This window comes from Baekduia sp., from assembly GCF_035318805.1.
Classification (GTDB): domain Bacteria; phylum Actinomycetota; class Thermoleophilia; order Solirubrobacterales; family Solirubrobacteraceae; genus Baekduia.
On record NZ_DATHDY010000121.1, the window covers coordinates 44,398 to 67,901 of the forward strand.

Consider the following 23,504-nt stretch of genomic DNA (forward strand, 5'->3'; position numbering starts at 1 on the left):
AACGGTAGTACGCGCGGCGGCTCCGTGCGTGTGTTAAGCCGCGCGGTGCCGCTCGCCGGACAGCAGCGGCGCGAGCTTGCGGGCGAGCTCGGCCCAGTCGGTGCCGCAGACGACGTCCTCGGTCTCGCAGACCTCCTCGTTCCACGGATGCAGGATCGTGGCGCCGGCGATGCCGTGCTCCAGCGCGGCCTGGAGGTTGACCGGGCTGTCGTCGATCAGCAGGTCGATCTCGAGCTCGCGACAGCGCGCGATCTTGTCGTAGGAGCAGTACAGCTCGTCGAAACGGAGGTCGATCTTGCGCAGCCACTGCTCGGTCGCGGCGTGGGCGCGGCCGTCGCGGTGGCTGGTGACGTGGATGAAGTGGCCGGCGGCGGCCCAGGCGTTGACGGTCTCGACGGCGCCGGCGTACGGGCGGCCGGCCAGGATCGTCGCGTCGCAGTGCGTCTCGTCGATGCAGCACTTCAGCTGCTCGGGACGCAGGCGCGTGATCCCCCAGTCGAACTGCTCCTCGTAGGGCAGCTCGATGCCGAAGCGGCGCTGGGCGGAGTCCGACAGGACGTCCCAGTAATGGTGGAGCGTTGAATCGATGTCGATGGCGATGCGCATGGCTGATGCGGCCCCTCCCGCGGGCCCGCATCTATCGTAGGGCCATGGCGACCAGCACGAAGCCCAGCCCGACCACCGTGCGTGTTGACCAATACGGACCGGTGGGCCGGAGTCCGTGGATGGACGTCGACTGGCGCGAGCACCAGCGCTGGGTCACGGTGGGCGGGCGCGCGATGAACGTCATCGACGTGGGTCCGGAGGATCCGGCCGGCACGATCGTGTGGATCCACGGCCTGTCGGGGTCGTGGCCGAACTGGCTGGAGCAGCTGCCGGTGTTCGCCCGGACGCACCGGTGCATCGCCATGGACCTGCCCGGCTTCGGGGCGTCGGAGATGCCCGCCGAGAGGATCTCCATCCCGGGCTACGCCGCCGCGGTGGACGAGCTGCTGGGCATCCTGGGCGTCGAGCGCGCGGTCGTCGCCGGCAACTCGATGGGCGGCTTCATCGGCGCCGAGCTGGCGATCCGGTTCGCCACGTCGGTGGAGCGGCTCGTGCTGGTGTCGGCCGCCGGCCTGTCGATCGAGCACCAGCGCAACGAGACGGTGCTGCGCGGGCTGCGCGTGGCGCGCAACGTGCTCGCGATGGGCACCGGCTGGCTGGCGTCGAAGTCCGACGAGCTGGCCTCGCGGCCCCGGTCGCGCCGCGCGATCTTCAACATCGTGGCCGCGCACCCCGAGCGGCTGCCGGGGCCGCTGGTCTCCGAGCAGCTGCGGGGATCGGGCAAGCCGGGGTTCGTCGACGCGCTGGACGCGCTGACCGACTACCCGATCCGCGATCGGCTGGGCTCGATCGCGGCGCCGACGCTGGTGGTGTGGGGCGAGGACGATCCGCTCGTGCCCGTGCGCGACGCCTGGGAGTTCGGCGAGCGCATCCCGGATGCGCGGGTCGTGGTGTACGAGGACACCGGGCACGTGGCGATGCTCGAGCGCCCCGACGCGTTCAACGCGCTGGTGCGGGAGTTCCTGGACGAGGACTGAGGTGAGGCGTTCATGTACGGGTCGGGATCGCGAGCGCCGCAACGCCCGCCGCGCGACCCACTAGCAGCGTGGGTCCCTAACCCGCCGCGGGTTTCGCCCCCTGGGCGAAGACCCGCAAGGGAACCTGGCCCTCTGGGCCAGTGTTCCCCTAGCCGGTGGTGATCGCGCCGACGCTGGCGCTGGAGACCAGCAGCGCGTACTTGCGCAGGACGCCGGTGGCGTCGGGGCTGACGGGCGCGTCGTAGGCCTCGACGCGGCGAGCGATCTCGTCGTCGTCGAGCGCGACGTCGATGCGCTTGCGGTCGACGTCGATCGTGATGAGGTCGCCCTCGGCGACCGCCGCGATGGGGCCGCCGCGCGCCGCCTCGGGCGAGACGTGGCCGCCCATGAAGCCGTGCGTGGCGCCGGAGAAGCGGCCGTCGGTGAGCAGCGCGACGTGCTCGCCCATGCCCGCGCCGTTGAGCGCGGCGGTGACCGCGAGCATCTCGCGCATGCCGGGGCCGCCCACGGGGCCCTCGTTGCGGATGATCAGGACGTCGCCCTCCTCGATGCCGCCGGCAAGGACGACCTCCATCGCCGCCTCCTCGCCGTCGAACACGCGCGCCGGGCCCTGGTGGTAGCGGCGCTCGTGGCCGGCGAGCTTGACGACGCAGCCCTCGGGCGCGAGGTTGCCGCGCAGGATCGCCAGGCCGCCGTTGGGCTTGATGGCGTGGTCGACCGCGCGCACGACGTCCTGGCCCTCGGTCTCGGTGGCGGTGTCGCCGATCTCGCCGATCGTCTGGCCCGTGACGGTGATCGCCGACTCGTGCAGGCGGCCCATCTCCTTGAGGCGCTGGATGACCAGCGGCACGCCGCCGGCGGCGTAGAGGTCGACGGCGTTGTAGCGGCCGCCGGGCTTGAGGTCGCACAGCAGCGGCGTGGCCTCGCTGATGCGGTCGAAGTCGTCGATCGAGAGCTCGACGCCGGCCTCCTTGGCGACGGCCAGCAGGTGCAGCACGCCGTTGGTCGAGCCGCCGCTGGTGGCGATCGCGGCGATCGCGTTCTCCAGCGAGTCCTTCGTGATGATCTGGCGCGCGGTGACGCCGCGGCGCAGCAGGTCGACCATGAGCTTGCCGGCCTCGAAGGCGACCTCGTGCTTGGCCTTGTGCTCGGCCGGCACCATCGCCGACCCGGCGGGGCTGATGCCGAGCACCTCGAAGGCCATGGCCATCGTGTTGGCGGTGAACTGGCCGCCACAGGCGCCGGCGCCGGGGCTCGCCTCGCCCTCCAGGGCGTGCAGCTGCTCGTCGGTGATCTTGCCCGCCGAATGCGCGCCGATGGCCTCGAAGACGTCCATGATCGTGACCTCGCGGCCCTCGAACGTGCCCGGGCGGATCGAGCCGCCGTAGAGCATCAGGCTCGGGAGGTCGAGGCGCGCGAGGGCCATGACCGTGCCGGGGATCGTCTTGTCGCAGCCGCTCAGGGCGATGACGCCGTCGAAGAGGTGGCCGCGCGCGACGAGCTCGATCGAGTCGGCGATGACCTCGCGGGAGACGAGGCTCGTCTTCATGCCCGACGTGCCCATCGTGATGCCGTCGGAGATCGCCACCGTGTTGAGCTCCATCGGCGTGCCGCCGGCGGCGCGGACGCCGTCCTTGATGTGCTTGGCGAGCGCGCGCAGATGGAAGTTGCAGGGCATCGTCTCGATCCACGTGTTCGCCACGCCGATGATCGGCTTGGCGAGGTCGTCGTCCCCGTAGCCGATGCCCTTGAGGTAGGAGCGCGCCGCGGCGCGCTGGGGCCCTTCCGTGAGGGCGCGGCTCTTGTGCTTGACGTCGAAGTCGGTCGTGGCGCTCATCTGGCGCCGAACGATAGTGGGCGGCTTCGCCGCACCGAGCCGTCAGCCGGGTCAGGTGGCCGTGGTGCGCTGCTCGCGGGCGATGCGGCGCATGCGCGCCTGCTCCCACTGCGTGAGGCGCCACAGGTCGCGCCGGACCTGCTTGGGGTCGATCTGGCGGCCGGGCAGGTGCATGTTGGCCTGGCCGACGAGGTGGCGCTCGTCGCCGGTCAAGGCCATCCACTTGGCCAGCGCGTCGTCGGAGTCGGGCAGGCGCGCCGAGCCGTAGGGCCGCGTCTCGTCGGGGAAGGCCACGCAGTACTCGGCGAGCAGCTCGCGGGTCTGCGGCATGTAGGCGACGATCGGCCGGTGCGGGTAGACGATGTAGGCGTACGGCGCGCCCGACCGGGTGGCCGGCGTGCCGCCCTGCTCGGGGCCTGAGGCCAGGCCGCCCCACACGCGGATGAACCCGAGGTCGCGGTACATCTCCCACTCCTCGTCGTTGACGCACGAGCGCAGCAGCTGGCGGGCGCGCTGCTCGGCGCGGCGCTCGCGGCCCGGGTCGAACACGTCGATCGGGACGCGGGCGCGGCGGGCCTTGTAGCGCTCGAACGACTCGACGACCCTCGGCGCCGCCACCTCCCACAGCAGCGCCACGATGACGATGAGGGTGGCGCTGAGAGCGAGGATCATCGTCGGCGTCCCGTCGGAGCTAGCAGCCGCCCGCGGCCCGCGGGAAGAAGATGACGCGATCGGCGTCGCGCGGGATGTCCTCGAAGGCCTTGACCATCTGCGCCTCGCGGCGGCCGCCCACGACCGTGGTCGGCACGGCGGCCCACATGCCCTCGTCGAGCTGGCGGCGGAACTCCTCGACGAGCCGCTGCTCGTCGGCGGCCACCTCTACGTCGCCCTCGGCCAAGAGGACCTCACCGTGACCGGGCTTCATCCGCAGGAACCTCACCGGCATGATTATGGCAAAGGGATGCCCCGGCGTTGCCGGGGCCATGCGCCCGGTTGTGGAGCGATGCGGGGCGGCGTTCAGGCGGGCTGGGGCGCCGCGCCGAGGCGACCCGAGCCGGCGACCGCGTGCACGTCGCCGTAGCCCACGCCGAGCACGTTGACCGGGCCCGGTCCGGCCCCCAGCGCGCGGAGGCCGTGGCGGACGGCGTCGGCCGCGATCGCGCGGGCCGCGCGCGCCGACTCCTGGAGGGTGAAGCCGAGCGCGAGGTGCGCCGCGAGCGCCGAGGAGTGCGTGCAGCCGGAGCCGTGCGCGGCGCCGTCGGGATGGCGGGCGCCGGGGATCTCCAGGACCGCGCCGTCCTCGGTGAGCAGGACGTCGGTGGCGGTCTCCCGGTGGCCGCCGGTCACGACGACGTTGCGCGCGCCGGCCGCGCGGACGGCGCGGGCGAGGTCGGCGCCGTCGAGGGCCGAGTGGCGGTCGCCGGCGAGCACGCGCGCCTCGGGGACGTTGGGCGTGACGACCGTCGCGCGCGGGAGCAGGAGGGCGACGAGCGCCTGCTCGGCCTCGGACTGGAGCAGCCGTCCGCCGGACTCCGCGATCATCACGGGGTCCAGGACGACGGGCGTGCCGGCGGGCAGCGCGTCGAGCGCGGCGGCGACGGCCTCGATGACCGGCACGCCCCCGACCATGCCGATCTTCACGGCGTCGATGCCGAGGTCGCCGGCCACGGCCTCGATCTGCGCGACGACCATGTCGGGGTCGATCGGCAGCACGCGCGTGACCGCGACCGTGTTCTGGGCGGTGAGCGCGGTGACCGCCGTGGTGCCATGGACGCCGCAGCGGGCGAAGGCCTTCAGATCGGCCTGGATGCCGGCGCCGCCGCCGGAGTCCGAGCCGGCGATCGAGAGGCAGACGGGGATGCGGCCGGGGGCGCTCATGCAGGCATCGATGCTAGAAGACCGCGGTGGGCACCGGCCCCTTCGTCCTACCTCGCGCCGAAAGGCCACCACCAGTGGATCCCCACGTCCCGTCCGGCGGCGATGACCTGCGTGCCGGGCGCCGGCTTCGCCGACGCGACGGTGATGCTGCACATCTCACGGCCGCGCTGAGCGGCGCGCGTCCGCCGTGACGACCGCCGGACCGCCATCATTCCGGAGCAATGCCCCAGCAACCAGGTGACACCGCAGCAGCGCCGGTGAGCGTGATCGTGCGGACGTTCAACTCGGCGGACGGCCTCCGCGAGAGGATCGAGGAGCTGCGCCGGCAGACGGTCGCCTGCGAGATCGTCGTCGTGGACTCCGGGTCGACCGACCAGACCGTCGCCGTCGCCCGCGAGCGCGCCGACCAGGTCGTCACGCTCCCGCCGGGCACGTATACGCCGGGGCGCGCGCTGAACGCGGGCGCGGCCATCGCCACGGCGCCGATCCACGCGGCGCTGTCGTCACACTGCGCGCTGCCCGACGACGGCTGGCTTGACCGTGCGCTGCGCAACTTCGCGGCGCCCGAGGTCTGGGCGGTCGGCGGCAGCTCGAAGGATCCGTACGGCCGCCCGATCGCCACGCCGTGGCTGCAGACGCTGGCGGAGGCGGGCACGGCGCCGGATTGGGGGTTCTCGAACCACGCCTCGTGCTGGCGCGCCGAGGCGTGGCGGGCGCACCCGTTCGACGAGCGCCTCCCGACCACCGAGGACCGCCTGTTCTCCTGGCAGATCCTCCAAGACGGGCACCGCGTGGCGTTCGATCCTGCGTTGTTGGTGGACATGTCACATCGCTGGAAGCAGGGCACCATCAACTACTACCGGCGGACGCGGCTCGAAGAGGCGGTGATCACCGCCATGGCGCAAGCCACGATGAACGGCATGGCCCCGTACTCCGCGAAGGACCTGGTGCGCGACTGGTGGTCGGGGTTCTCCACCGACGATCACTCGCGCTGGTTCCACCGGGCCAACCCGCGCCGAGCGCTCGGCCTCCTCGGCAAGTACCAGGGACGCCGGCGACCGTACGTGCTGTGAGCAGCTCACGAGGCCACCGCCCGGGTGGTGCGCAGGATGCGGCCGCCCGGCGCGCGGCGGACGAGGCCGAGGAGCTCGAGCTCCATGAGGCCGGCACGGACCGTCGCGGCGCCGGCGGCGTCGGGGGCGAGCATGTTGATGGTGTCGCGACCGTCCTCGACGGCGGCGAGCAGGGCGAGGAGCTCGGGAGCGGCGTCGGCGGGAGGCGGCACCGTCTCCCCCGCGGCGCGGCGCACCGCCAGCTCGGCGTGCTCGACGCCGAGGACCAGGTCCAGCGCGTCGCGCGCGTCGCGGATCAGCGTCGCTCCGTCGCGCAGGAGGGCGTTGGTCCCGCGTGAGCGCCAGCTGACCACCGAACCGGGAACCGCGGCGACGTCGCGGCCCAGCTCGAGCGCGAGCTCGGCCGTGATCAGCGAGCCCGAGCGCTCCGCCGCCTCGACGACGATCGTCGCCGGGGCGAGCGCGGCGATGATGCGGTTGCGCGCCGGGAAGCTCCACTTGAACGCCTGGAACCGGGGCGGCATCTCCGACACGACGGCTCCGCCCGCCGCGATGATCGCGCCGTAGAGGCGGGCCTTGCTGCGCGGGTACGGGACGTCGGCGCCGCCCGCGAGCACCGCGACGGTCGGCCCGCCGACCTCCAGCGCGCCGGTGTGCGCCGCGCTGTCGACGCCCAGGGCCATGCCGCTGACGACGGTCACGCCCGCGGCGGCCAGGCCGCGACCCAGCGTGCGCGCGACCTCCAGGCCCTCCGGCGACCCGCGGCGCGTGCCGACTATCGCGACCGCCGGCGGCGGCGGCGCCAGCCCGTCGCCGACCAGGCGCGCCAGCCGCGCACGGCCGCCGTCGTCCTCCCCCGCACCGCCGCGGACGAAGAGCGCGGCGGGCGCCGCGCGATCGTCGTGCAGGCGCGCCGGGTAGTCGCTGCCGTGGCGGCAGACGACCTCCAGCTGTCCGTCGGCCGCCGTCACGAGCAGGTCGAACAGGCTGGCCTCCTCCATGCGGCGACGGAGCTCCGGCGCGTCGTCGCCGCCCACGGCGGCGAGCAGGTCGTCGTCAGACAGCGCGAGCACGTCGCGGATCGGCCGGCGCCGCCGGCGCGCGACGTCGATCCGGCCGGCCAGCAGCTCCAGCAGCACCGCCCGGCGCAGGCATCGGGCACAGGCCGCCGAGTCGGAGACGCTCATGCGGCATCCTGCGCCGGCTGGTCGATGACGTCCTGCCGCAGGCCGAGGGCTTCGAGGAGGTGCTCGGAGCCGACCGCGTCGCTGCCGTCGAGGTCGGCGATGGTGCGGGCGACGCGCAGCACGCGGTCGTGGCCACGGGGGCTGAGCGTGCCGCGATCGTACGCGCGGCGCAGGACCGAGGCGCCATGGGCGTCGAGGGCGACGTGGCGGCGCACGAGCGCCGCGTCGAGGTGCGCGTTGCAGGCTGCGCCGGTCCCCTCCAGGCGCCGGGCCTGGCGCTCGCGCGCCGCCACGACCCGCTCGCGCTCGTCGGCCGACCGGCACACCGGCCCGGCGGCGAACTCCGCGGGCGTCGGCCGCTGGACGTCGACGAGCAGGTCCATACGGTCCAGCAGCGGGCCGCTGAGCCGGCGCCGGTAGCGCGCGATGTCGCCCTCGCCGCAGCGGCAGCGCGGCGTGCCGGCGTACCCGCACGGGCACGGGTTCGTCGAGGCCACCAACATGAGCCGCGTCGGGTAGACCGCGGTGCGCTGGCCGCGCACGATCGCCACGCGGCCGTCCTCCAGCGGCTGGCGCAGCGCCTCCAGCGCCGACCGGCCGAACTCCGCCAGCTCGTCCAGGAACAGGACGCCGTGATGGGCGAGCGTCGCCTCGCCGGGCTGCGGGTTGCTGCCGCCGCCGACGAGGCCGGACGCCGAGATCGTGTGATGCGGCGCGCGGAACGGGCGCCGGGTCACGAGGCCGCCGTCCACGCGGAGGCCCGCGACGCTCTGGATGCGCGTGACCTCGATCGCCTCGGCGCGCGACAGCGGTGGCAGGATCGACGGCAGGCGCTGGGCGAGCATCGTCTTGCCCGTGCCTGGCGGTCCGGCCAGCAGCAGGTTGTGGCCACCCGCGGCGGCGATGGCCAGCGCGCGCAGCGGCCCGCCGTGGCCGCGGACGTCGGCGAGGTCGGGGCGGCGCGCCACCGGCTCGGCGCCGCCGCCGCCGTCGTCGCCGCCGCTCGGCGGCGGGCTGCCGTCGCTCTCGCCGCGCAGGATCGCGGCGACCTCCGCCAGGTTCGCCGCACCGAGAACGCCGAGATCCTCGACCAGCGCCGCCTCATCCGCATGCGTCCGCGCCAGCACGAGGCCGCGCAACCCCGCCGCGACGGTGCCCTCGGCCACCGCGAGGACGCCGCGGCAGCGGCGCAGCTCGCCGCCGAGCGCCAGCTCGCCGAACACGGCGACCCGCTCCAGCCGCTCGATCGGCAGCTGGCCGGCCGCCGCCAGCACGCCGCAGGCGATCGCCAGGTCGAACCCCGGCCCCTCCTTGCGCAGCGCGGCGGGCGCCAGGTTGACCGTGATGCGCCGCGCCGGGAACTGGAAGCCCGAGTTGAGGATGGCCGAGCGCACGCGCTCGCGGGCCTCGCGCACGGCGAGGTCGCCGAGGCCCACGATCGTGAACGCCGGGAGGCCCGGCCGCAGGTCCACCTCGACGGTGACGCGGCGGCTCTCGACGCCCTGGATGGCGAAGGTCGTGACGTGGGCCAACATGGACCGCGACGCTAAGCGGGTCCGCGTGACACGGCACACGCGCGGCGTGACGATCCTGCGGCGTCGACGTCACGAAAGCGCACACGGGCCGACCGGACGGCGGTCCGGCGCGGCCGACGCCTACGTCCTGCGCCGCACCACCATGACCAGCACGCGCTGGCCCCGGGCCACGCTCAGCTTCAGCGTCGAGCGCGTCCCCAGCGCCACGGCGTTCGTGCACGGCTGCCGGTCGTCGACCTTCGGCGGCGACACGCAGGCCCACGCGCGCAGCTTCCCGCGGGCCGACGCGGCACGTCGCAGCGTGATGCGCAGCGACCCGGGCTGCTTCGCAGCGGCCACGCGCGCGGCGGCGGTCGCCGTCACCTTCCCCACGTCCACGCGCGCCAGCGCCACGCCGCCGGCCGTCCGCACCGTCGAGCTCGCGCCCGCCGCCAGCGTCCGGTATCCGCCGGTGGCGGCCCGAACCGGGCCGATCCACGTCGGCGCCCAGACCGTCAGAGAGCCGCCGGGGCCGGTGGCGATCTCCGAGCCGCGGAGCATCGTGCCCGTGTCGAGGGGATCGATCGTGTACGTCGCCGCGCCACCGCTCGGGATCACCGCACAGCGCGGGTTGCAGCGCCAGAACTGCAGGTCCTTGGTGTCGATCTCGGTCGCCGCCGACCAGACGCCCGGCGTCAGCGTCGCGACCTTGCCGACGTCGGGCCGGCCGCTCACGCTCAACCGCGGGTACTTGCTGATGCCCGGCAGCGCCGGCTTGATGGCGACCGTCGGCGCCGAGGTCGCGGCCACCGCGCCGTCGGCATTGGTCGCGGTGTGGATGACCCGTAGCGTCGACCGGGCGTCGGCGGTCTTCAGCTTGTAGGACTGCGTGGTCGCGCCCGGGACGTCGGTGCACGACACGCCCGCGCCGTTGCATCGCTGCCATCGGAACGCATAGCGCGTGTCCGACGTCGCCTTCCACGCCATCCTCACGGCCTGCACGACGCCCGGCACCTGCGTGGTCCCCGTGATCGCCGGGGCGACGCGCAACTCCGGCAGCATCGGCGCGACCGCCGCGGTCGGCGCGGAGGCGACCGTCGTCGTCCCCGCCGTGTTCAGCGCGCTGACGGCGACGGTGATCGCGTGGCCCACGTCCGCGGTCCCGAGGACGTGGTTCGTCGCCGTCGCGCGCGGGATCGCCGCGCAGTTGCTGCCGCCGGCGTCGCAGCGCTGCCAGGCGTAGGTCAGGCGCGTGGGCTTGTTGGCCCACGTGCCGGGACGCGACTGCAGGTTGTTGGTGCGCGCGGGCACCCCGATGATCGACGGGGCGACCCCGGCGACCGGCAGCGGCTGGTCGGCGACCGCGATCGGCGTGCCGGCGACCGACCCGGAGCTGCCCGGCGACGTCACGTCCTCGCGCACCGCCACCGCGTGCGCGCCATCGGCCGCGACGAGCGCGTACGAAACACCGGTGGCGCCCGCGATGTCGACGCAGTTGGTGCCGTCGACGTCGCAGCGCTGCCATTGGTAGCGGACGGTGAGCGTCGGGACGTTCCACAGGCCCGGTGCTGCCCGGATGGTCTCGGTGACCGTGACGTTCCCGGAGATCGCCGGCGCCCGGACGTTGACCAGCGCACGGCCCTGGACGTCGGCGGTCAGGGTCGAGACGGCCGACGCCGCCGAGATGCCCGAGTAGGCGGTGACGCGCACGCCCATCGCGTGGCCGACGTCCGGGCCGGTGAGGACGTAGCTCGGCCCGAGGCCGACCGTCACGCAGCCCGTTGCGGTGCTCGTCGCGCCCGCCGGGCAGCGCAGCCACTGATAGGTGAACGTCGCGGTCGACGGCGTCCACGTGCCGTGGTCGGCCGTGAGCACGTTGGTGTCCATCAGGGTGCCCGCCGGCGCGGGGATCGGCGGGCTGACGACCGGCGGGGCGGTGACCGTCGCGCCGGCGCCCGAGTAGGCCACCGTGCTGCCGTCGGGGTTGGTCGCGGTCACCGCGACGCGCACCGAGGAGCCGACGTCGGCGGTGACCAGCGTGTAGGTCGAGGCGGTCGCGCCGGCGATGTCGGCGTGGCCCGAGCCGCTGTCGCGCTGCCACTGGAAGGCGTAGGTCGTGCCCGCCGGGCTCCAGGTGCCGACGGCCGCGGTCAGCGTCGAGCCGCCTCGCGTCGCGCCTCCGATGACGGGTGCGACGGTGTTGACCGGCGGGCCGGTCGCCGCGGCGCCGGTCAGGCAGCTCCCCGACGGCAGCGTTCCGCAGTCGGCCAGGAACACGTTGTTGTAGACGTCCCAGTGCGTCGCGAGGTAGCTGCCGGCCGCCGGGCTCGGGTTGAAGTAGTCGTCCTGGTTGCAGTCGTAGGTCTGGTTCATCGCCCCCGACAGGCCGGCGCAGACCGTCGTGTCGTAGGCGTGCCCCATCGCCGGGCCGTCGGCGTAGCACATGATGTCGAGGCCGTCCCAGCAGTGGCCGTAGACGCCGCTGGTGCCGCCGGACGGCTGCGTCGTGTGCGGCGCCGACCACTGCACGGCGCCCATCGTGTGGGTCATCTCGTGCAGCATCCCGGTCGGCCACCAGCCGTTGGCCGACGTCGCCGGGGCGGCGACGTCACGGTAGAAGAGCACCGCGAAGAGGTTGCCGTTGTTGTGCGGGTTGCCGGCGTCAGGGCGCTCGGCCGACGCCGACCCCGCGTAGTAGTCGCCGAGGCCGTAGCTGCCGCTCGCGCTGCCGTTGAGCGTGTCGGCCAGCACGACGTAGTTGCGCGGGCCGGCGGGCGTGCCGACCGCGTTGTGCACGGCGGTCCTGATCGCCGCGAGGTTGTCGAGGTACGTCGCGCGCGTGCCGGGCAGGTGGATGGTCTGGATGTCGAGGTACCCGGCGCCGCAGCTCGTGCCGAGGTCGAAGCGCGGGGCGCGCGAGGATTCCGCCTGACCGGAGACGAACTGGCCGATGAGCGACGCGTCGGCCTGCAGCAGGTCCTTCCACTGCGCGAAGCGATCGGGGCGGTCCGACGGGTGCAGGTAGAGGACCTTGAAGTGCGGGAGCGTCGGCGTCGTGGCGGCGTTGACGGTGTCGTCGGTGGTGCGCTCGGTGCCGCACCAGCTCGACGGCAGGGCGGCGGAGGCCTGCAGCGGCGCGTCGCCTGCGGTCTCCAGCCGCGCCTGGTTGACCTCCTGGGCGACGTTGACGTCGCTGAGCTCCTGGGGCGTGTCGACGTGATCGGCGTGCGGCGCCCCGGCGGCCGCGGCGGCCTCGTGCGCCTCGTCGTGGGCGCGCGCCACTGCAGGGACCAGCAGCACGGTCAGGACCGCGAGCAGGCAGGAGAACGCGCTGACGAATCGCCGCACCCCCCAGTGGACGGCGGCGCGGGCACGACCCGACAGCGTTCTGGACCAAAAGCCGAGCGCGCGCCGGGGGCGCGATCAGGTCCGCAGCACCACGCGCGCGGTGCCCAGGCGGATCTCGTCGCCGTCGCAGACCGCGGTGCGGGTGACGCGGACGCCGTTGACCCATGTGCCGTTGGTCGAGGCGCGATCGACGAGCAGCCAGCCGTCGCCGACGCGCAGCAGCTCGGCGTGGCAGCGGGAGACCGTGGACTCGACGAAGCGGACGTCGCAGCTGCGCGAACGGCCGAGGACCAGGCGGGCGCCCGCGTCGGCGGCGGGGGCCACGAGCGCGGGACCGTCGCCGCGCCGGGCGCGGCGCCCGAGCGCGAGGCGGAGGCGATCGAGCGGGCTCGGCAGGTCGCGGGCCAGCGGCGCGAGGTCGTGGGCGTGCTGGGCGTCGAGCGCGACGGCGATGCGGCCCTCGAAGGTGTCGGCGCTCAGCTCGCCGCGCAGGTACGACGCCCGGAGGCGCCGCTCGGCCTGCCACCGCTCCCGGTCGCCGATGCGCATCGGGCGATCATGGCGCGGGCTCATCCGTCTCGCAACGGCCGCTGCGCAGGATCGTCACGGGCGCGTGCTGTCCGGGCACGCGTTCGCTCATAGCGTCGCCTGCGTGTCCACCGATCCCCGTCAGCACCTCGGCCGCCTCGGCGAGCGCCTGGCCGCCGAGCACCTGGAGCGCCTGGGCTGCGCGATCGTGGCGCGCAACCACCGCACGCGGTACGGGGAGATCGACCTCGTGGCCTGCGACGGGCAGACGTTGATCTTCGTGGATGTGACTGGGGATTGCGTGCCCGATCACCGGCGTGGTCAGCTCGACGGTCCCGCCGTCGCGCTGCATCGCCTCCAGCGCGCCATGGACCTCGCCGCGCGGAACGCGCACGATCAGCTCCATCTCGGCGCCCTCGGTCACGCCGGGCTGCCCGACGACCTCGGCCGCGTAGCCGCCCACCTGCACCTCGGCGCCGTGCGGCCAGCGCTGCACGTCGCGCAGGATGCGCGCGGCCGCAGCGTCGCTCAGCTGCGGCGCGATCCGCAGCCCCGCCGCGGTCTCGCTCAGCACCATGTGCGAGAAGAACTCGCGCAGCACCAGGTTGGTGGCCTTCACGTCGTCGCGCGCGCCGTCGAGCCGTCCGGTGAGCTGGCCGTGCAGCCGCTCGTAGAACGCCGCCCGCTGCGCCTCCGGGGTCTCCTCGGTCGCGACGCTCAGCGCATCCAGCGCGGCGGCCAGGCGCTGCTCCGCCGCCTTGGCCTCCTGACGGCGCGCCTTGACGGTCCGCAGCAGCAGCTCCTGCGCGTCCTCGTCGTCGTCGGCGACGGCCGCGTCCAAGCGCTTCGCCATCTTGACCAGGACCCGCTCGCACTCCGCGATGTCGGCCTGCGCGCGCGTGGCCTCCTGCACCAGGCGCTCGCGCTCGGCGGCACGCCCGGCCAGCAGCTCGCCCATCACGCCGTCGCTGTCGCCGAGCAGCGCGGGCAGGTGCTCCAGCACCAGCGGGTCCACCACGTCGGCATCGAAGATCGGTCCCTCACACCGCGACTGGTGACCGGGCCGGTAGATCTTCCTCGCCTCGCACACGTAGGTCCGGGCGCGGGTGCCGCCCTTCGTCGTGCGGGGCGTGCGCCCGCGGTCGTTGCGCATCGTCCCGCCACAGACGCCGCACCTCACCAAGCCCGTCAACAGGAACAGCTCGGCCGGACGACCGGCCTTCCGCTTGTCGACGTTCCCGCGCGCGCGGCGCTCTGCGGCGAGCCGGTAGAAGTCCTCCGGGCTGACGTACGGCTCCCAGTGGCCGGTCCCGACGACCTCGCCGCGGTACACCGTCAGCCCGGCGTACATGGGCGTGCCCATCGACTGGTTGATGCGGTAGGCGTCGAACGGCCGCGGCTTGTGGTCCTTGCGCCGCGGCCTCGTGATCCAGCCGCGCCGGTCAACCTCGGTCGTGATCGCCTCGGTGCTCCAGCCCTCCAGCGCCAGCTCGAAGATCGTGCGCCACAGCTCCATGCGCTCCGGGTCCTTCTCGACCGTCGCAAGCGTCCGGCCGGGCTCGTCCAGCTTGGGCTCGCGGCGCACGATGTAGCCGTCGGCGCAGTGGCCGCCCACCCAGTCGCCTCGCAGCGCGGCACCGTGGATGCCGCCCGCGACGGCGAACCCCTTGCGCTCGGAGTCGGCGTTGTTGCGGTCGCCCATCATCGCGGCGAAGGCCAGTCCGCCCTCGCACGTCGCGGGGTCCTGGACGGACTGGATCTGCACGCCCGACCGCCGCGCCCACAGGGCCAGCTCAACGAGGTGGTCGGCCTGAACGCCGTCGCCACGGGCAAGGCGGTCGGTGTGCTGGACCACGAGGTGGCACGTGCCGTGCTGACGCGCAAGGCGCTCAGCGTGAGCCTTCGCGTCAGCCAGTCCCTCGCCGCGGTTGCCCCGGTAGGCGCTCTTGGCGTTGTCGCTGTACTCGTCCACCACGGTCCAGCCGCGGCGCAGCGCCAGCTCCTTGCCGTCAGCGAGCTGCCGCGGCAGCGATCCACGCACGTCGTCGGTCGACTTGGCCGCGTAGAGGACCGCGAAGGCGGGTCCGTCCGGGAGTGTCTGTACGTTCTGCATCGTCTGTTGTTCCTTTCGAGCGCCGCCCCATCCTCCAAAGACGGGCGGCGTTCGCGCTTCAGGATGGTCTAGGCGCCGGACGACTCCGCGGTCCACAGGTAGTCCGGGAACGACTCGCGGTGCCGTTTGGCCGCGTCGGGGAACGCGTTGGCCCACAGCTCCGCCAGCTCGGTGCGCCACCGCTTGCGCCAGCGGTCGGCTTCCTTCTTGCCGCCCAGCTGCTTGACGTTCTTGGGATCGCTGAGCAGCGAGATGCAGCCGAGCAGGTAGTGCGCGTGCATCGCCATCCGCACCTCCTCGCTGAACGTGCGGCCGTGGTCGGCGGAGGTGTCCTTCAGCTCGTCCACGAGCTGCTGCGGCGCGCGGATCACGATGCGCGCGCCGGGCGGCGAACTCAGGGTCAACTCGGTGTTAGGCATGGGTATGACATTACACCACGATTGTCATATCCGGGAGCGCCCTCGGATGGTCAGGCGGCCGGGCAGCTCAGGCCCACAGCACGGAGCCCGACATCGGCCCACGACCGGCAGTCCCCGTCCGGGAGTCATCGACCCACTCCAGCCCCAGCACGGCGAGCGCCTCGCTGCGCGGATCGGGGAAGCCCTCGTAGGCGGCCCGCCAGCCCTCCCTGACCGAAAGGTCGCTCACCGCTGTGCGCCAGTCCAGGCTCACGCCCTTGCTCACCCGGGACAAGTCGATGCGGTCCAGCGCGCCGAACCACGCCAGGTAGAAGTTCTCGCCGCGACGGCGCGCCGCCGCCATCAGCGCCACCAACTGCTCGTCGGGCGTCATGGTGCGGTCGGCGCTCGCCGGATCAGGTCCCAGCCCACCAGCTCCTCGACGGCGGCGCGGCTGATGCGCGCCGTCGGCCGGTCGATCAGCCCCACGCCGTCGATGGACCCGATCGGCGCGTCCACGGCCAGCAGGTCGTCACGGTCCATCTGGAGGCGCCACAGCGCCTGCGTGGCGGTCGCCTGCGCCAGCGCCGCCTGCTGGGCCGCCGACAGCACCATCGGGGCGACGCGCCAGCCCAGGACGTGCACCTGAAGGTCGCGCTGCGCGTGCGCCAACAGCCGCAGGCAGCGGTCGTCGTCGTCGGGCACCGCCAGGCCGTAGTTGTACGCCACGCTGCGCAGACCCTCGACCGTCGTCCACAGCCCGCCAACGCCGGGCGCCGGTCCAGGCGGCGCCGAGCTGGAGCGCAGCTCGGCGGCGCGCACGTTCACGCCGTCGTCCACGACCAGCTCGTAGACGCCGGTGGCGGGGATCGCCAGCGTGGCCACGACCACGCCCGACCCCGCGGGCTGCTCACGGAACGCACCCGGCTGCTGCGCGTTGGAGCGCCGCGCCTGCACGACCGCGCCGGTCGCCAGCTCCAGGAACGCGTAGCCGAACCGGCCCGCGTCGCCCGTGCCCCAGCCCTGCATCAGCTCCTCGTGCGCCGCGTCCCCGGCCAACGCCTCGATCACCGTGCGCTCCCGACGCTCGGCGGCCGCTTGCGCTCGGGCAGCGCCTTGAACGCCGCGCCGCGCTTGGCGACCTGGTGCGCGTACTGGCGCAGCGCCGGGTCCGCGAAGAACTTGCGCTGCTGACTCTTGCTCACAACCTTGCCCGTCCGGCTCAGACCGCGCTGGCGCTGCTGGAGCGCCGCCGCGCGCTTACGCGCCTTGGACCCCTTGCCCCGGGGCGCCGTGTCGCGGTGCTGGAGCGCCAGGCGCTCGACGTGCGCGGCCGCCTGGCCGATCGTCAGCCGCCGCGGCCGGCTTGTGCCCCGCACCCCCCGCGCCAGAGCCTGACCGTCAGGGGACTCCAGCGCGGGGGCACGGGACGGCTTCGCCACCACGGGGGAGGGCGACGAGACCACTCGCGCCCCACCTCCCCGCGGGCCGGTTGAGTGGACCGGACCCGCCGAAGTTGTAGGCACACGCACCGTCGCCGATGCGGTGCGGACCGTGCGCGGCCCGGTCGTCGTGACCTTGACCGCCGACGACGCGCCGCGCCTGCGGCCGCCGCCGGGCAGCCCGGGCACCCCGACCGACGGCACCCCGCCCACACCAGCCGACGAGCCCGCAGCGGCCAGCACAGCCGCGCCCGCGGCCGCCCGGCCAGCCCCGGAGGAGGAGGGCTGCGCCGGGCGCGCCGCGGTGGGCTGCGCGGTGCTGCGGACCCGCGTGGGGCCGGTGGTGCGGCGGGCTCGCGCCATGTCCCTAGGCGTTGATCGCCGGAGCCGCCACGCCCGTCAGCTTGACGATCGACTGCGGCACGTGGACATCGAAGCCCAGCCGGTAGCGGCCGCGCACGAGCACGGCGTCGGCGGAGAACTGCTGCGAGCGGTCGACCTCGACGGTCACCTGCTTGCGCAGCACGGCCTGCGCCTGGTTGGGCGCGTAGACGATGACCGTCGTCGCGGGGCCCGCACCGGCCGACACCGGCAGCCACGCCGTGCCGAAGACGGGCGGGATCCCGTCGGGCCGGTTCAGGTAGGCGTTGCTGCCCGCCGCCTCCTTGGTCAGCGACAGCGCCGTGGCCGGGCGCGGCCCCATCAGAACCGCGTACGGCCCCGGGATCAGCGCCTCCTGGAGCATGCCGACGGCCTTGAGTACGTGATCCCACGACAGCGCGCCGCCGACCGCGATCGCCTGCGTGCCCGCGATGTTCAACAACCCCCGGAACCCCTTGGGGTCGTTGCCGATCACCATCTCGCGATCGCCCTTCAGGCTCATCGCGATGTTGATGTTGTCGGCCGCGAGCTGGAGCAGGTCGGGGTCGGAGTCCTCGAACGCCTCCGAGGATCCGCGCACCAGCGCCTTGAGCGCCTTGGTCGGGATCTCGAACTCGTCCAGGTCCACGTCACTGGGGGTGATCTCCTCCAGCTCGTCGTAGAACGCCACTTCCACGTCGCCGGTCAGCACGGGCCACTTGACGGCCTTCTTGTCGGTCGTGATCAGCGGCACGCCCGACGCCAGCACCACGCTCTGCTCGCGCAGCTTGTCGATCAGCGCCGTGCGCACGTCGTCGGGCTCGACCGGCGCCGCGGTCGCGTGCGTCAGGTCGCGGCACTCGCCCGGTGCGATGCCCCGCATCGCGTCCAAGATCCGCGACTCCACGGTGCCCTCCGCCTGCTCGTGCGTGCGGTCCTCCACCTGGAGCCCGCCGCCCTGCTTCTGTCGCCTCACGGCGTCCTCCTCGTTGTTGGGGTCCTGCACGTCCTGCTCGGCGCCTTCCTGCGAGCGCAGCTCCGCCGCCGCCGCGGCTCCGTACCCGCCCGTCGTGACCACCGCCACGTCGCGCAGCTCGCGCACCTCCAGGACGTGGCGGGTGTTGCCGTCCCAGCGGTCCTTCGCCACCGCCATGCGCCACGAGCCCTGGTTCAGGTCGCCGCGCTCGACGGCCACGCGCACGTCGTTGCCCGTCGGGCTGTCGGGCAGCTCGACGCTCCAGTGCATGCCGTCGCTGCGCTCCTCGACCTCCAGCGTGTTCGGGTGACGGCCCAGCAGCCGCGACACGTCGTGGTTGAGCGTCGCCACCAGGTCCGTCATGTCGGCCTTGGTCATGCAGCCCGGCGCCATCACCTCGCGCCAGCCCCCGAAGTCGCGCGACTCAACGCCGTACGGGATCAGGCCGCGCAGGCGCTTGCCGTCCACGACCAGCTCGGCCGCCTCGGTCGGCGCCGAGCGCTGCTCCAGCTCGCCCAGCTTGGGCTTCTTCATGATGTTGCCCCCTCGGGCGGTAGGTCTTCTCGGTCGCGCACCTCTGCACGGGTCATCCAGCCGTGCTTCTCATCCAGCGCCGCCGTGTAGAACGTCGCGCGCCCGGCGTGGTCGGGCTGCATCAGCGCCTCGCGCACGTACTGCGCGTACGTCCGGCCGGGCGGCAGCAGCGTGCCGTGGCCGGTGAACGCCTGCTCCAGCGCGACCAGGTAGGGCGACAGCGAGAACGTGATCGCGGCCTGCGCCTGGCCCTCGACGTTGGCGTACGTGTTGGAGTCACCGGACGGCGCGGCGATCATCCACGGGAACAGCCCGAAGATGCGGCACACCGCCACGGTGCTCAGCTGGCGCTGCGCGACGAACTCCGCATCGCGCGCAGGGGTGCTGACCGCGGTGTAGGTCACCTCGCCGGTGACGAACTCGATGCGGTTCGGGGTCGCGCTGCGCCCGTCCCAGCGCTTCTGCATTTCCTTGGCGTGCTCCTCGCCCTCGGCATCGCCGATGGTCTCGGGCAGGCCCACGATCCCCGCTGGGTTGTAGCCCGCCGACGCCGTGTTGCTCGCGTGGCCGGCCAGCGCCCGCGACAGGCCCAGCTCCTCGCGGCACGCAGCGATCGGCGACATGCCACGCACGCCGTCGAGCGACGACAGCAGCCGGGCGTGGATCACGTCCTCGCGGCCCAGCTCGTAGCGCTTGTCGCCGATCGACCAGACGTAGGTCGGCTCGCCGTCAGACCCGATCTTGACCTCCACAGCGTCGGGGCGCAGCGTCCGCAGGTAGGCCACCTCGTCGCCGTTGTGCACCAGGCCGACGAAGGTCTCGCCCCACAGCGCCAAGCTCTGCACGCACTGCGCCGTGAACGCGCTCTGCGTCAGACCGGGCGCCGGGGTCTCCAGCAGCGGCGCGTCCACGCGCTCGCGGCCCGTCGGCTCCAGCCGCCGGTACCCATGAAGCGGCAGCGTGCTCGCCGTACGCGCCAGCCACCCGACGCACCCGAACACGTCCGTGATGCTCATGGCCGACCGCTCCGTGACCGGCACCCCGGCCGCCGTGTCCGGGAAGAAGACGCCGGGCACGGTCTCGCGCGTCAACGCACGGTCCTCGACCTGGCGGCGGCCGAACGGCCAGCGGCGCTTGTTCAGGTCGATCGAATCCACCGGCAAGATCGTGCCGGTCATTTCTATTGACCTGAACAAGCCCTCCAGGCCCCTCCGGCTGCGTCGCGGCAGCCGCGGCGTGCACCAGCTCGCGCGCGCTCTCGGCCAGCCGTTGGAGGCGTTCCAGCGCCGCATCGTCGCCGCCCTGCACGGCCCCGAACGCGAGGTGGTGGTGATGCTCCCCCGCGGCAACGCCAAGACCGCGTTGGGCTCCCGCGCCGCGCTCGGGCATCTGCTCACCGAGCCCACCGCCAGCGTCGCGCTCGGCTCCGGCTCGCGCGAGCAGTCGCAGATCGCCTACGACTTCATGGCCCGCGACAGCGAGCACCCCGCGCTCGACGGGGAGGTGGAGGCCCGCCTGCACGCGATGCGCGCCCGCCGCGGCGGGCAGCTGCGCGTCGTCTCCGGCCGCGGCCACCGCGTCCACGGCCGCACCGACTCGGTGTTCTTGCTCGATGAGCTGTGGTCCCAGGACGGCACCGTGCTCGAAGCCGCCGAGACCGGCCTGGTCAAGCGGCCCGACGCGCGGCTGTGGATCCTGAGCACGGCGCCGCTGTCGGCCGACACGCCGCTGGGCCGCCTGCGCGAGCGGGCACTGGCGCTGCCCAACGCGCGGCGCGAGCGCGACGGCGCGATCGTGGAGGCGTCGGGCGACGGCCTGCGGTGGCTGGAGTGGAGCCTGGACCCTGAGCTGCACGACCCCGACGACGTGGCGTTCGTCGCGAAGCGCGTCAACCCGGCGAGCTGGATCACGGAGGCCGCGCTGCGCGAGCAGCACGCGCGCCTGGACCCGCGTTCGTGGCTCACCTTTCACGGCAACGTGTCGCACGCGTCGAGCGCCACGTGGCTCCCCATCGGCGTGTGGCAGGCGTGCTGCGCGCAGCCCTACACGGTGGCGCCCGGCGAAACGCTGATCGTCGCCGCCGACGCAGGTGGCGGCGACGCCGAGAAGCGCTCGGTCACCGCGCTTGCGGCGATGACACTGGACGGTCGCGTCGCGCACGTCCAGACGTGGGATGGCCCCGACGGCGCCCTGCACGTGTTCCCGGCCATCGACAAGCTGGCCGAGAAGTACAACGTCTACGAATGCGTGCTGGACCGCTGGGGCATGGCGACAGAGGCCCTGCGCAACCAGGACCGCTACCGCATCACGCAATTTCAGATGAACGGGGGCCGCCAGGTCCAGGCGTCAGAGGCCCTCATCCAGCTCGCCATCGCAGGACGGCTCCGCTGCCCCGACGACCCAACCCTGAACGCCCACAGCGCCCACGCGACGACCGAGACCACACCGCTCGGCGCGCGCATCGTCCGCGCCCACCGCGACCCGATCGACCTCATCACCTGCCTGAGCCTCTGCGCGGTGCGTGCTCAGCAGCCCCGCAAGCGGTTCCGGGTGTTCACGCCCGCCACCTGAGCGCAAGCACACCAACAACGCCGCTCGGCGCGCACGAAAAGCGCATGGGCTGCGCGTTCCTGCTGGCGCTGGTCAGAAACCGACGCGGTTGCCCGCGAGCAGCGCTCGGACCATCCCGCGGACCTCGCCGTCGCTGAGGATGCTGTGGTCCAGCGGCTGCACGTCCATCCTGCGGTTCTTGCCCATCGCGAACACGTGCAGCATCCGCTCCGCCTCCGCGCGGTCGAACGGCTGAGCGTCGACCAGCTTGGCCAGCTCCTCGCTCGCGACGCGCTCCATCTGCTCCCAGTTCTCCATCGGCCCGACCGTACAGACGGTTCCGGCCATCACCGTCTGTACGCGCAGACACCTACCAGCGGCGTCGGCGCATCCGCTCAGCGTTCGCCTCGAACCCCGCCTTGAAGCGCGCCACCGCGGGCTGCGTCAGCTCCTCGAACGCCGCCTCGGTCTCGCCCGCCGCACGGAGCACGATCCACCGCGGTGCGACGCCGGGGTGCTGCACGTTGCGGACCGTGACCCACCGGCCGCCGACCGTGCGGAACCTGACCGGTCCCCGGATCACGTGCGCCCGGATGCCCGACTCCATCCACTGCGCCACGATGTCGTGGCTGACGACGCCCGACACGTAGCCGTCCACGCCAGGCCGCACGTTCTGCTCGCGGCGCACCGGCGTCTGGCGGTAGCTGTCGCGCAGCGTGCCGGGCGCCCGGCCCGGGAGCCCCGACTTCCCGACCGGCGCCAGCGACCGCGCGCGGTGCGTCATCGCCGCGCCCGCCATGTCGGCCATGTCCGCCATCAGCTCGTGCGCCAGGTGCTCCACGTCGAACAGCTCGCCCAGTGTGCCGTCGCTCTCGTACGCCATTCAGCTCCCGCTCCTCGCTCGTCTGCCCTCGATCGCCAGATGATGCGCGCGACACAGCGCCCGGCCGTTCTCCGCAGCGTTCGCGCCGCCCACCGCCACGCCAACCTCGTGGTGCGCCTCCAGGTTCGCCGCGCCCGTGACCTCGCACCGGGCGCCGTTCTCGATCGCCTCGCACTGGTAGCCCGCCGCGGCCAGCACCGCCGCGCGGAAGCGCTCGATCCCGGCGCCGCCGCCGCGCCGCCGCCGCGTCGCCCGCCCCGTGCGATGGCGCCCGCACCGCGACTGGCCGACCGGCACCGTCGCCCCGCACACCAGGCAGGTCGAGCTGATCACCGCGGCCGCCTGCGCCTGCGGCGCGGCTGATGCCGGGCGCAGTACAGCGCCCCACGGACCGCCACCGCGTGGCCGCACTTCCAGCAGCCCGACGGGCCAGCCGCGACGCCGTGGCTCGCGCTCGACAGCAGGCCGCGCGCGCTCACCGCGGCGCGACCTCGAACACGATCGAGCGCTGCCGCTGGTTCACGTACAACTCGACGGCCTCGCCGCTCAAGTCCAGGTCAACCACGCCCAGCACGTCCTCGCGGATGATCACGCAGCGCTCCACGTCACCGTCGAGCACGACCGCCGCCGTCCGCCCGTCGGCGCCGTCGACCGTGGCCACGTGCGTCGGCACGCCCCACAGCCCATCGACGCGCACCAGCTTCCCCAGCACGTAGCTCTGCACGTCCACCAACAACCCGGTGAACGCGTCCGCGGGCTCCAGCTGGACCGCCAGTCCCTCCAGCACCTCGTGCTCGCTCATGCCCAGCATCGTCCCGCGCGTCGGCTATCGCCTGGACACGCCCGCTCCAGGCTGCGCCGCCGCTGCCGAGCACCCGGGCATGGCCCTCGTCATCACCCGCTGCCCCGGCGAACAGCTCATCCTCACCACGCCCGAAGGGCACCGCATCGTCATCGAAGCCGAGCCCGTCCCCGCCAAGCACCTCGACGGCGTGAAGCTCGTCATCGACGCCCCTCGCGCCGTGCTCATCACCCGCGGCGAACTCGAACACCGCTGATCGCGTCGGCGGAGACCGGCTCCGCTAGACGCCTCCTGTCCTGCTGTCAGTGAGAGAGCGCGATCAGGAGCGTCAGCGACGGATCGTGCTAGGCGGGGGTCCGGGGGCGGCTATGAGCCCCCGGGCGTTCGCTGTGCCGCGGCGCCGTCGGAGACCGGCACGTTGGCACGTTCCAGCCTCCCCCTGCCCCGGGAAGGCCCGCTTTTCCATCAGCGGGTATCTGCTCCGTCCACGCTCCCCTG

General features: G+C 73.5%; 23 protein-coding genes and 2 pseudogenes. 5 read left to right on the forward strand and 20 right to left on the reverse strand.

The features are described 5' to 3' along the window. Window positions 1-33 precede the first annotated feature (33 nt). Window positions 34-606, reverse strand: coding sequence for a hypothetical protein (locus VK501_RS24705; protein WP_324342276.1), 573 nt, complete (start codon window positions 604-606; stop codon window positions 34-36). A 44-nt stretch (window positions 607-650) separates the two neighbouring features. Here VK501_RS24705 and VK501_RS24710 point away from each other — a divergent pair, with 44 nt between their 5' ends. Further along, window positions 651-1,583: an alpha/beta hydrolase gene (locus VK501_RS24710; RefSeq protein WP_324342277.1), complete on the forward strand. Its 933-nt coding sequence runs from the start codon at window positions 651-653 to the stop codon at window positions 1,581-1,583. A gap of 148 nt (window positions 1,584-1,731) precedes the next feature. Here the strand turns inward: VK501_RS24710 and ilvD are convergent, their stop codons facing one another. From ilvD to thiD, 4 genes are all read right to left on the reverse strand, one after another. Then, entirely contained in the window at window positions 1,732-3,420 is a 1,689-nt protein-coding gene (gene ilvD, locus VK501_RS24715; RefSeq protein WP_324342279.1) for a dihydroxy-acid dehydratase, read from the reverse strand. A 51-nt stretch (window positions 3,421-3,471) separates the two neighbouring features. Next, window positions 3,472-4,092, reverse strand: coding sequence for a hypothetical protein (locus VK501_RS24720; protein ID WP_324342281.1), 621 nt, complete (start codon window positions 4,090-4,092; stop codon window positions 3,472-3,474). Between the two features lie 19 nt (window positions 4,093-4,111). Beyond that, window positions 4,112-4,345: a hypothetical protein gene (locus tag VK501_RS24725; RefSeq protein ID WP_324342283.1), complete on the reverse strand. Its 234-nt coding sequence runs from the start codon at window positions 4,343-4,345 to the stop codon at window positions 4,112-4,114. A 92-nt stretch (window positions 4,346-4,437) separates the two neighbouring features. Next, window positions 4,438-5,298 (reverse strand): bifunctional hydroxymethylpyrimidine kinase/phosphomethylpyrimidine kinase, encoded by an 861-nt coding sequence (gene thiD, locus VK501_RS24730; protein ID WP_324342285.1) that lies wholly within the window; start codon window positions 5,296-5,298, stop codon window positions 4,438-4,440. Window positions 5,299-5,519: 221 nt separating this feature from the next. Here thiD and VK501_RS24735 point away from each other — a divergent pair, with 221 nt between their 5' ends. Then, on the forward strand, window positions 5,520-6,371 hold the full coding sequence (locus tag VK501_RS24735; RefSeq protein WP_324342287.1) for a glycosyltransferase family 2 protein: 852 nt from the start codon (window positions 5,520-5,522) through the stop codon (window positions 6,369-6,371). Window positions 6,372-6,376: 5 nt separating this feature from the next. Here the strand turns inward: VK501_RS24735 and dprA are convergent, their stop codons facing one another. The 4 genes from dprA to VK501_RS24755 form a co-directional block, all read right to left on the reverse strand. Further along, window positions 6,377-7,558 carry a DNA-processing protein DprA gene (dprA, locus tag VK501_RS24740; RefSeq protein WP_324342289.1) on the reverse strand — a complete coding sequence of 394 codons (1,182 nt, stop codon included), beginning with the start codon at window positions 7,556-7,558 and terminating at the stop codon, window positions 6,377-6,379. Beyond that, complete coding sequence (locus VK501_RS24745; protein WP_324342291.1) at window positions 7,555-9,093, reverse strand: YifB family Mg chelatase-like AAA ATPase; 1,539 nt, start codon at window positions 9,091-9,093, stop codon at window positions 7,555-7,557. Before VK501_RS24745 ends, dprA begins: the two co-directional genes overlap by 4 nt. A 120-nt stretch (window positions 9,094-9,213) precedes the next feature. Beyond that, window positions 9,214-12,420 (reverse strand): hypothetical protein, encoded by a 3,207-nt coding sequence (locus VK501_RS24750; RefSeq protein WP_324342293.1) that lies wholly within the window; start codon window positions 12,418-12,420, stop codon window positions 9,214-9,216. Between the two features lie 75 nt (window positions 12,421-12,495). Further along, window positions 12,496-12,969, reverse strand: coding sequence for a DUF1707 and FHA domain-containing protein (locus tag VK501_RS24755; RefSeq protein WP_324342295.1), 474 nt, complete (start codon window positions 12,967-12,969; stop codon window positions 12,496-12,498). On the opposite strand from VK501_RS24755, the pseudogene VK501_RS28835 reads away from it, so the two are divergent. After that, window positions 12,962-13,183, forward strand: a pseudogene (locus VK501_RS28835) (hypothetical protein); the annotation flags it as partial. The gene VK501_RS24755 and the pseudogene VK501_RS28835 sit on opposite strands and share 8 nt — an antisense overlap. Before the next feature lie 765 nt (window positions 13,184-13,948). On the opposite strand, the pseudogene VK501_RS28840 reads toward VK501_RS28835, so the two are convergent. The 7 genes and pseudogenes from VK501_RS28840 to VK501_RS24790 form a co-directional block, all read right to left on the reverse strand. Then, window positions 13,949-15,061: pseudogene (locus tag VK501_RS28840) on the reverse strand (recombinase family protein); the annotation flags it as partial. 68 nt (window positions 15,062-15,129) lie between these two features. Continuing rightward, complete coding sequence (locus tag VK501_RS24765) at window positions 15,130-15,480, reverse strand: hypothetical protein (protein WP_324342299.1); 351 nt, start codon at window positions 15,478-15,480, stop codon at window positions 15,130-15,132. A gap of 67 nt (window positions 15,481-15,547) precedes the next feature. Continuing rightward, window positions 15,548-15,853 carry a hypothetical protein gene (locus tag VK501_RS24770; RefSeq protein ID WP_324342301.1) on the reverse strand — a complete coding sequence of 102 codons (306 nt, stop codon included), beginning with the start codon at window positions 15,851-15,853 and terminating at the stop codon, window positions 15,548-15,550. Further along, window positions 15,850-16,530 carry a hypothetical protein gene (locus VK501_RS24775; RefSeq protein ID WP_324342303.1) on the reverse strand — a complete coding sequence of 227 codons (681 nt, stop codon included), beginning with the start codon at window positions 16,528-16,530 and terminating at the stop codon, window positions 15,850-15,852. The genes VK501_RS24770 and VK501_RS24775 overlap by 4 nt, the downstream gene beginning before the upstream one ends. Further along, window positions 16,527-16,838: a hypothetical protein gene (locus VK501_RS24780; RefSeq protein WP_324342305.1), complete on the reverse strand. Its 312-nt coding sequence runs from the start codon at window positions 16,836-16,838 to the stop codon at window positions 16,527-16,529. The genes VK501_RS24775 and VK501_RS24780 overlap by 4 nt, the downstream gene beginning before the upstream one ends. 430 nt (window positions 16,839-17,268) lie before the next feature. Further along, a complete protein-coding gene (locus VK501_RS24785; RefSeq protein ID WP_324342307.1) occupies window positions 17,269-18,771 on the reverse strand; it encodes a phage major capsid protein in 1,503 nt (500 codons plus the stop codon). Next, entirely contained in the window at window positions 18,768-19,928 is a 1,161-nt protein-coding gene (locus VK501_RS24790; protein WP_324342309.1) for a phage portal protein, read from the reverse strand. The genes VK501_RS24785 and VK501_RS24790 overlap by 4 nt, the downstream gene beginning before the upstream one ends. On the opposite strand from VK501_RS24790, the gene VK501_RS24795 reads away from it, so the two are divergent. Next, on the forward strand, window positions 19,906-21,342 hold the full coding sequence (locus VK501_RS24795) for a hypothetical protein (protein WP_324342311.1): 1,437 nt from the start codon (window positions 19,906-19,908) through the stop codon (window positions 21,340-21,342). The genes VK501_RS24790 and VK501_RS24795 overlap by 23 nt on opposite strands. Before the next feature lie 72 nt (window positions 21,343-21,414). Here VK501_RS24795 and VK501_RS24800 read toward each other — a convergent pair whose 3' ends face one another. The 4 genes from VK501_RS24800 to VK501_RS24815 form a co-directional block, all read right to left on the reverse strand. Further along, window positions 21,415-21,639: a hypothetical protein gene (locus VK501_RS24800; RefSeq protein WP_324342312.1), complete on the reverse strand. Its 225-nt coding sequence runs from the start codon at window positions 21,637-21,639 to the stop codon at window positions 21,415-21,417. 52 nt (window positions 21,640-21,691) lie between these two features. Then, complete coding sequence (locus VK501_RS24805) at window positions 21,692-22,204, reverse strand: hypothetical protein (RefSeq protein WP_324342313.1); 513 nt, start codon at window positions 22,202-22,204, stop codon at window positions 21,692-21,694. Then, a complete protein-coding gene (locus tag VK501_RS24810; RefSeq protein WP_324342315.1) occupies window positions 22,205-22,537 on the reverse strand; it encodes a hypothetical protein in 333 nt (110 codons plus the stop codon). Between the two features lie 142 nt (window positions 22,538-22,679). After that, the gene (locus VK501_RS24815) at window positions 22,680-23,006 is read right to left on the reverse strand and encodes a hypothetical protein (protein WP_324342317.1); all 327 of its coding nucleotides are present in this window, start codon (window positions 23,004-23,006) and stop codon (window positions 22,680-22,682) included. On the opposite strand from VK501_RS24815, the gene VK501_RS24820 reads away from it, so the two are divergent. After that, window positions 23,005-23,262 carry a hypothetical protein gene (locus VK501_RS24820; RefSeq protein ID WP_324342319.1) on the forward strand — a complete coding sequence of 86 codons (258 nt, stop codon included), beginning with the start codon at window positions 23,005-23,007 and terminating at the stop codon, window positions 23,260-23,262. The genes VK501_RS24815 and VK501_RS24820 overlap by 2 nt on opposite strands. Window positions 23,263-23,504 lie beyond the last annotated feature (242 nt).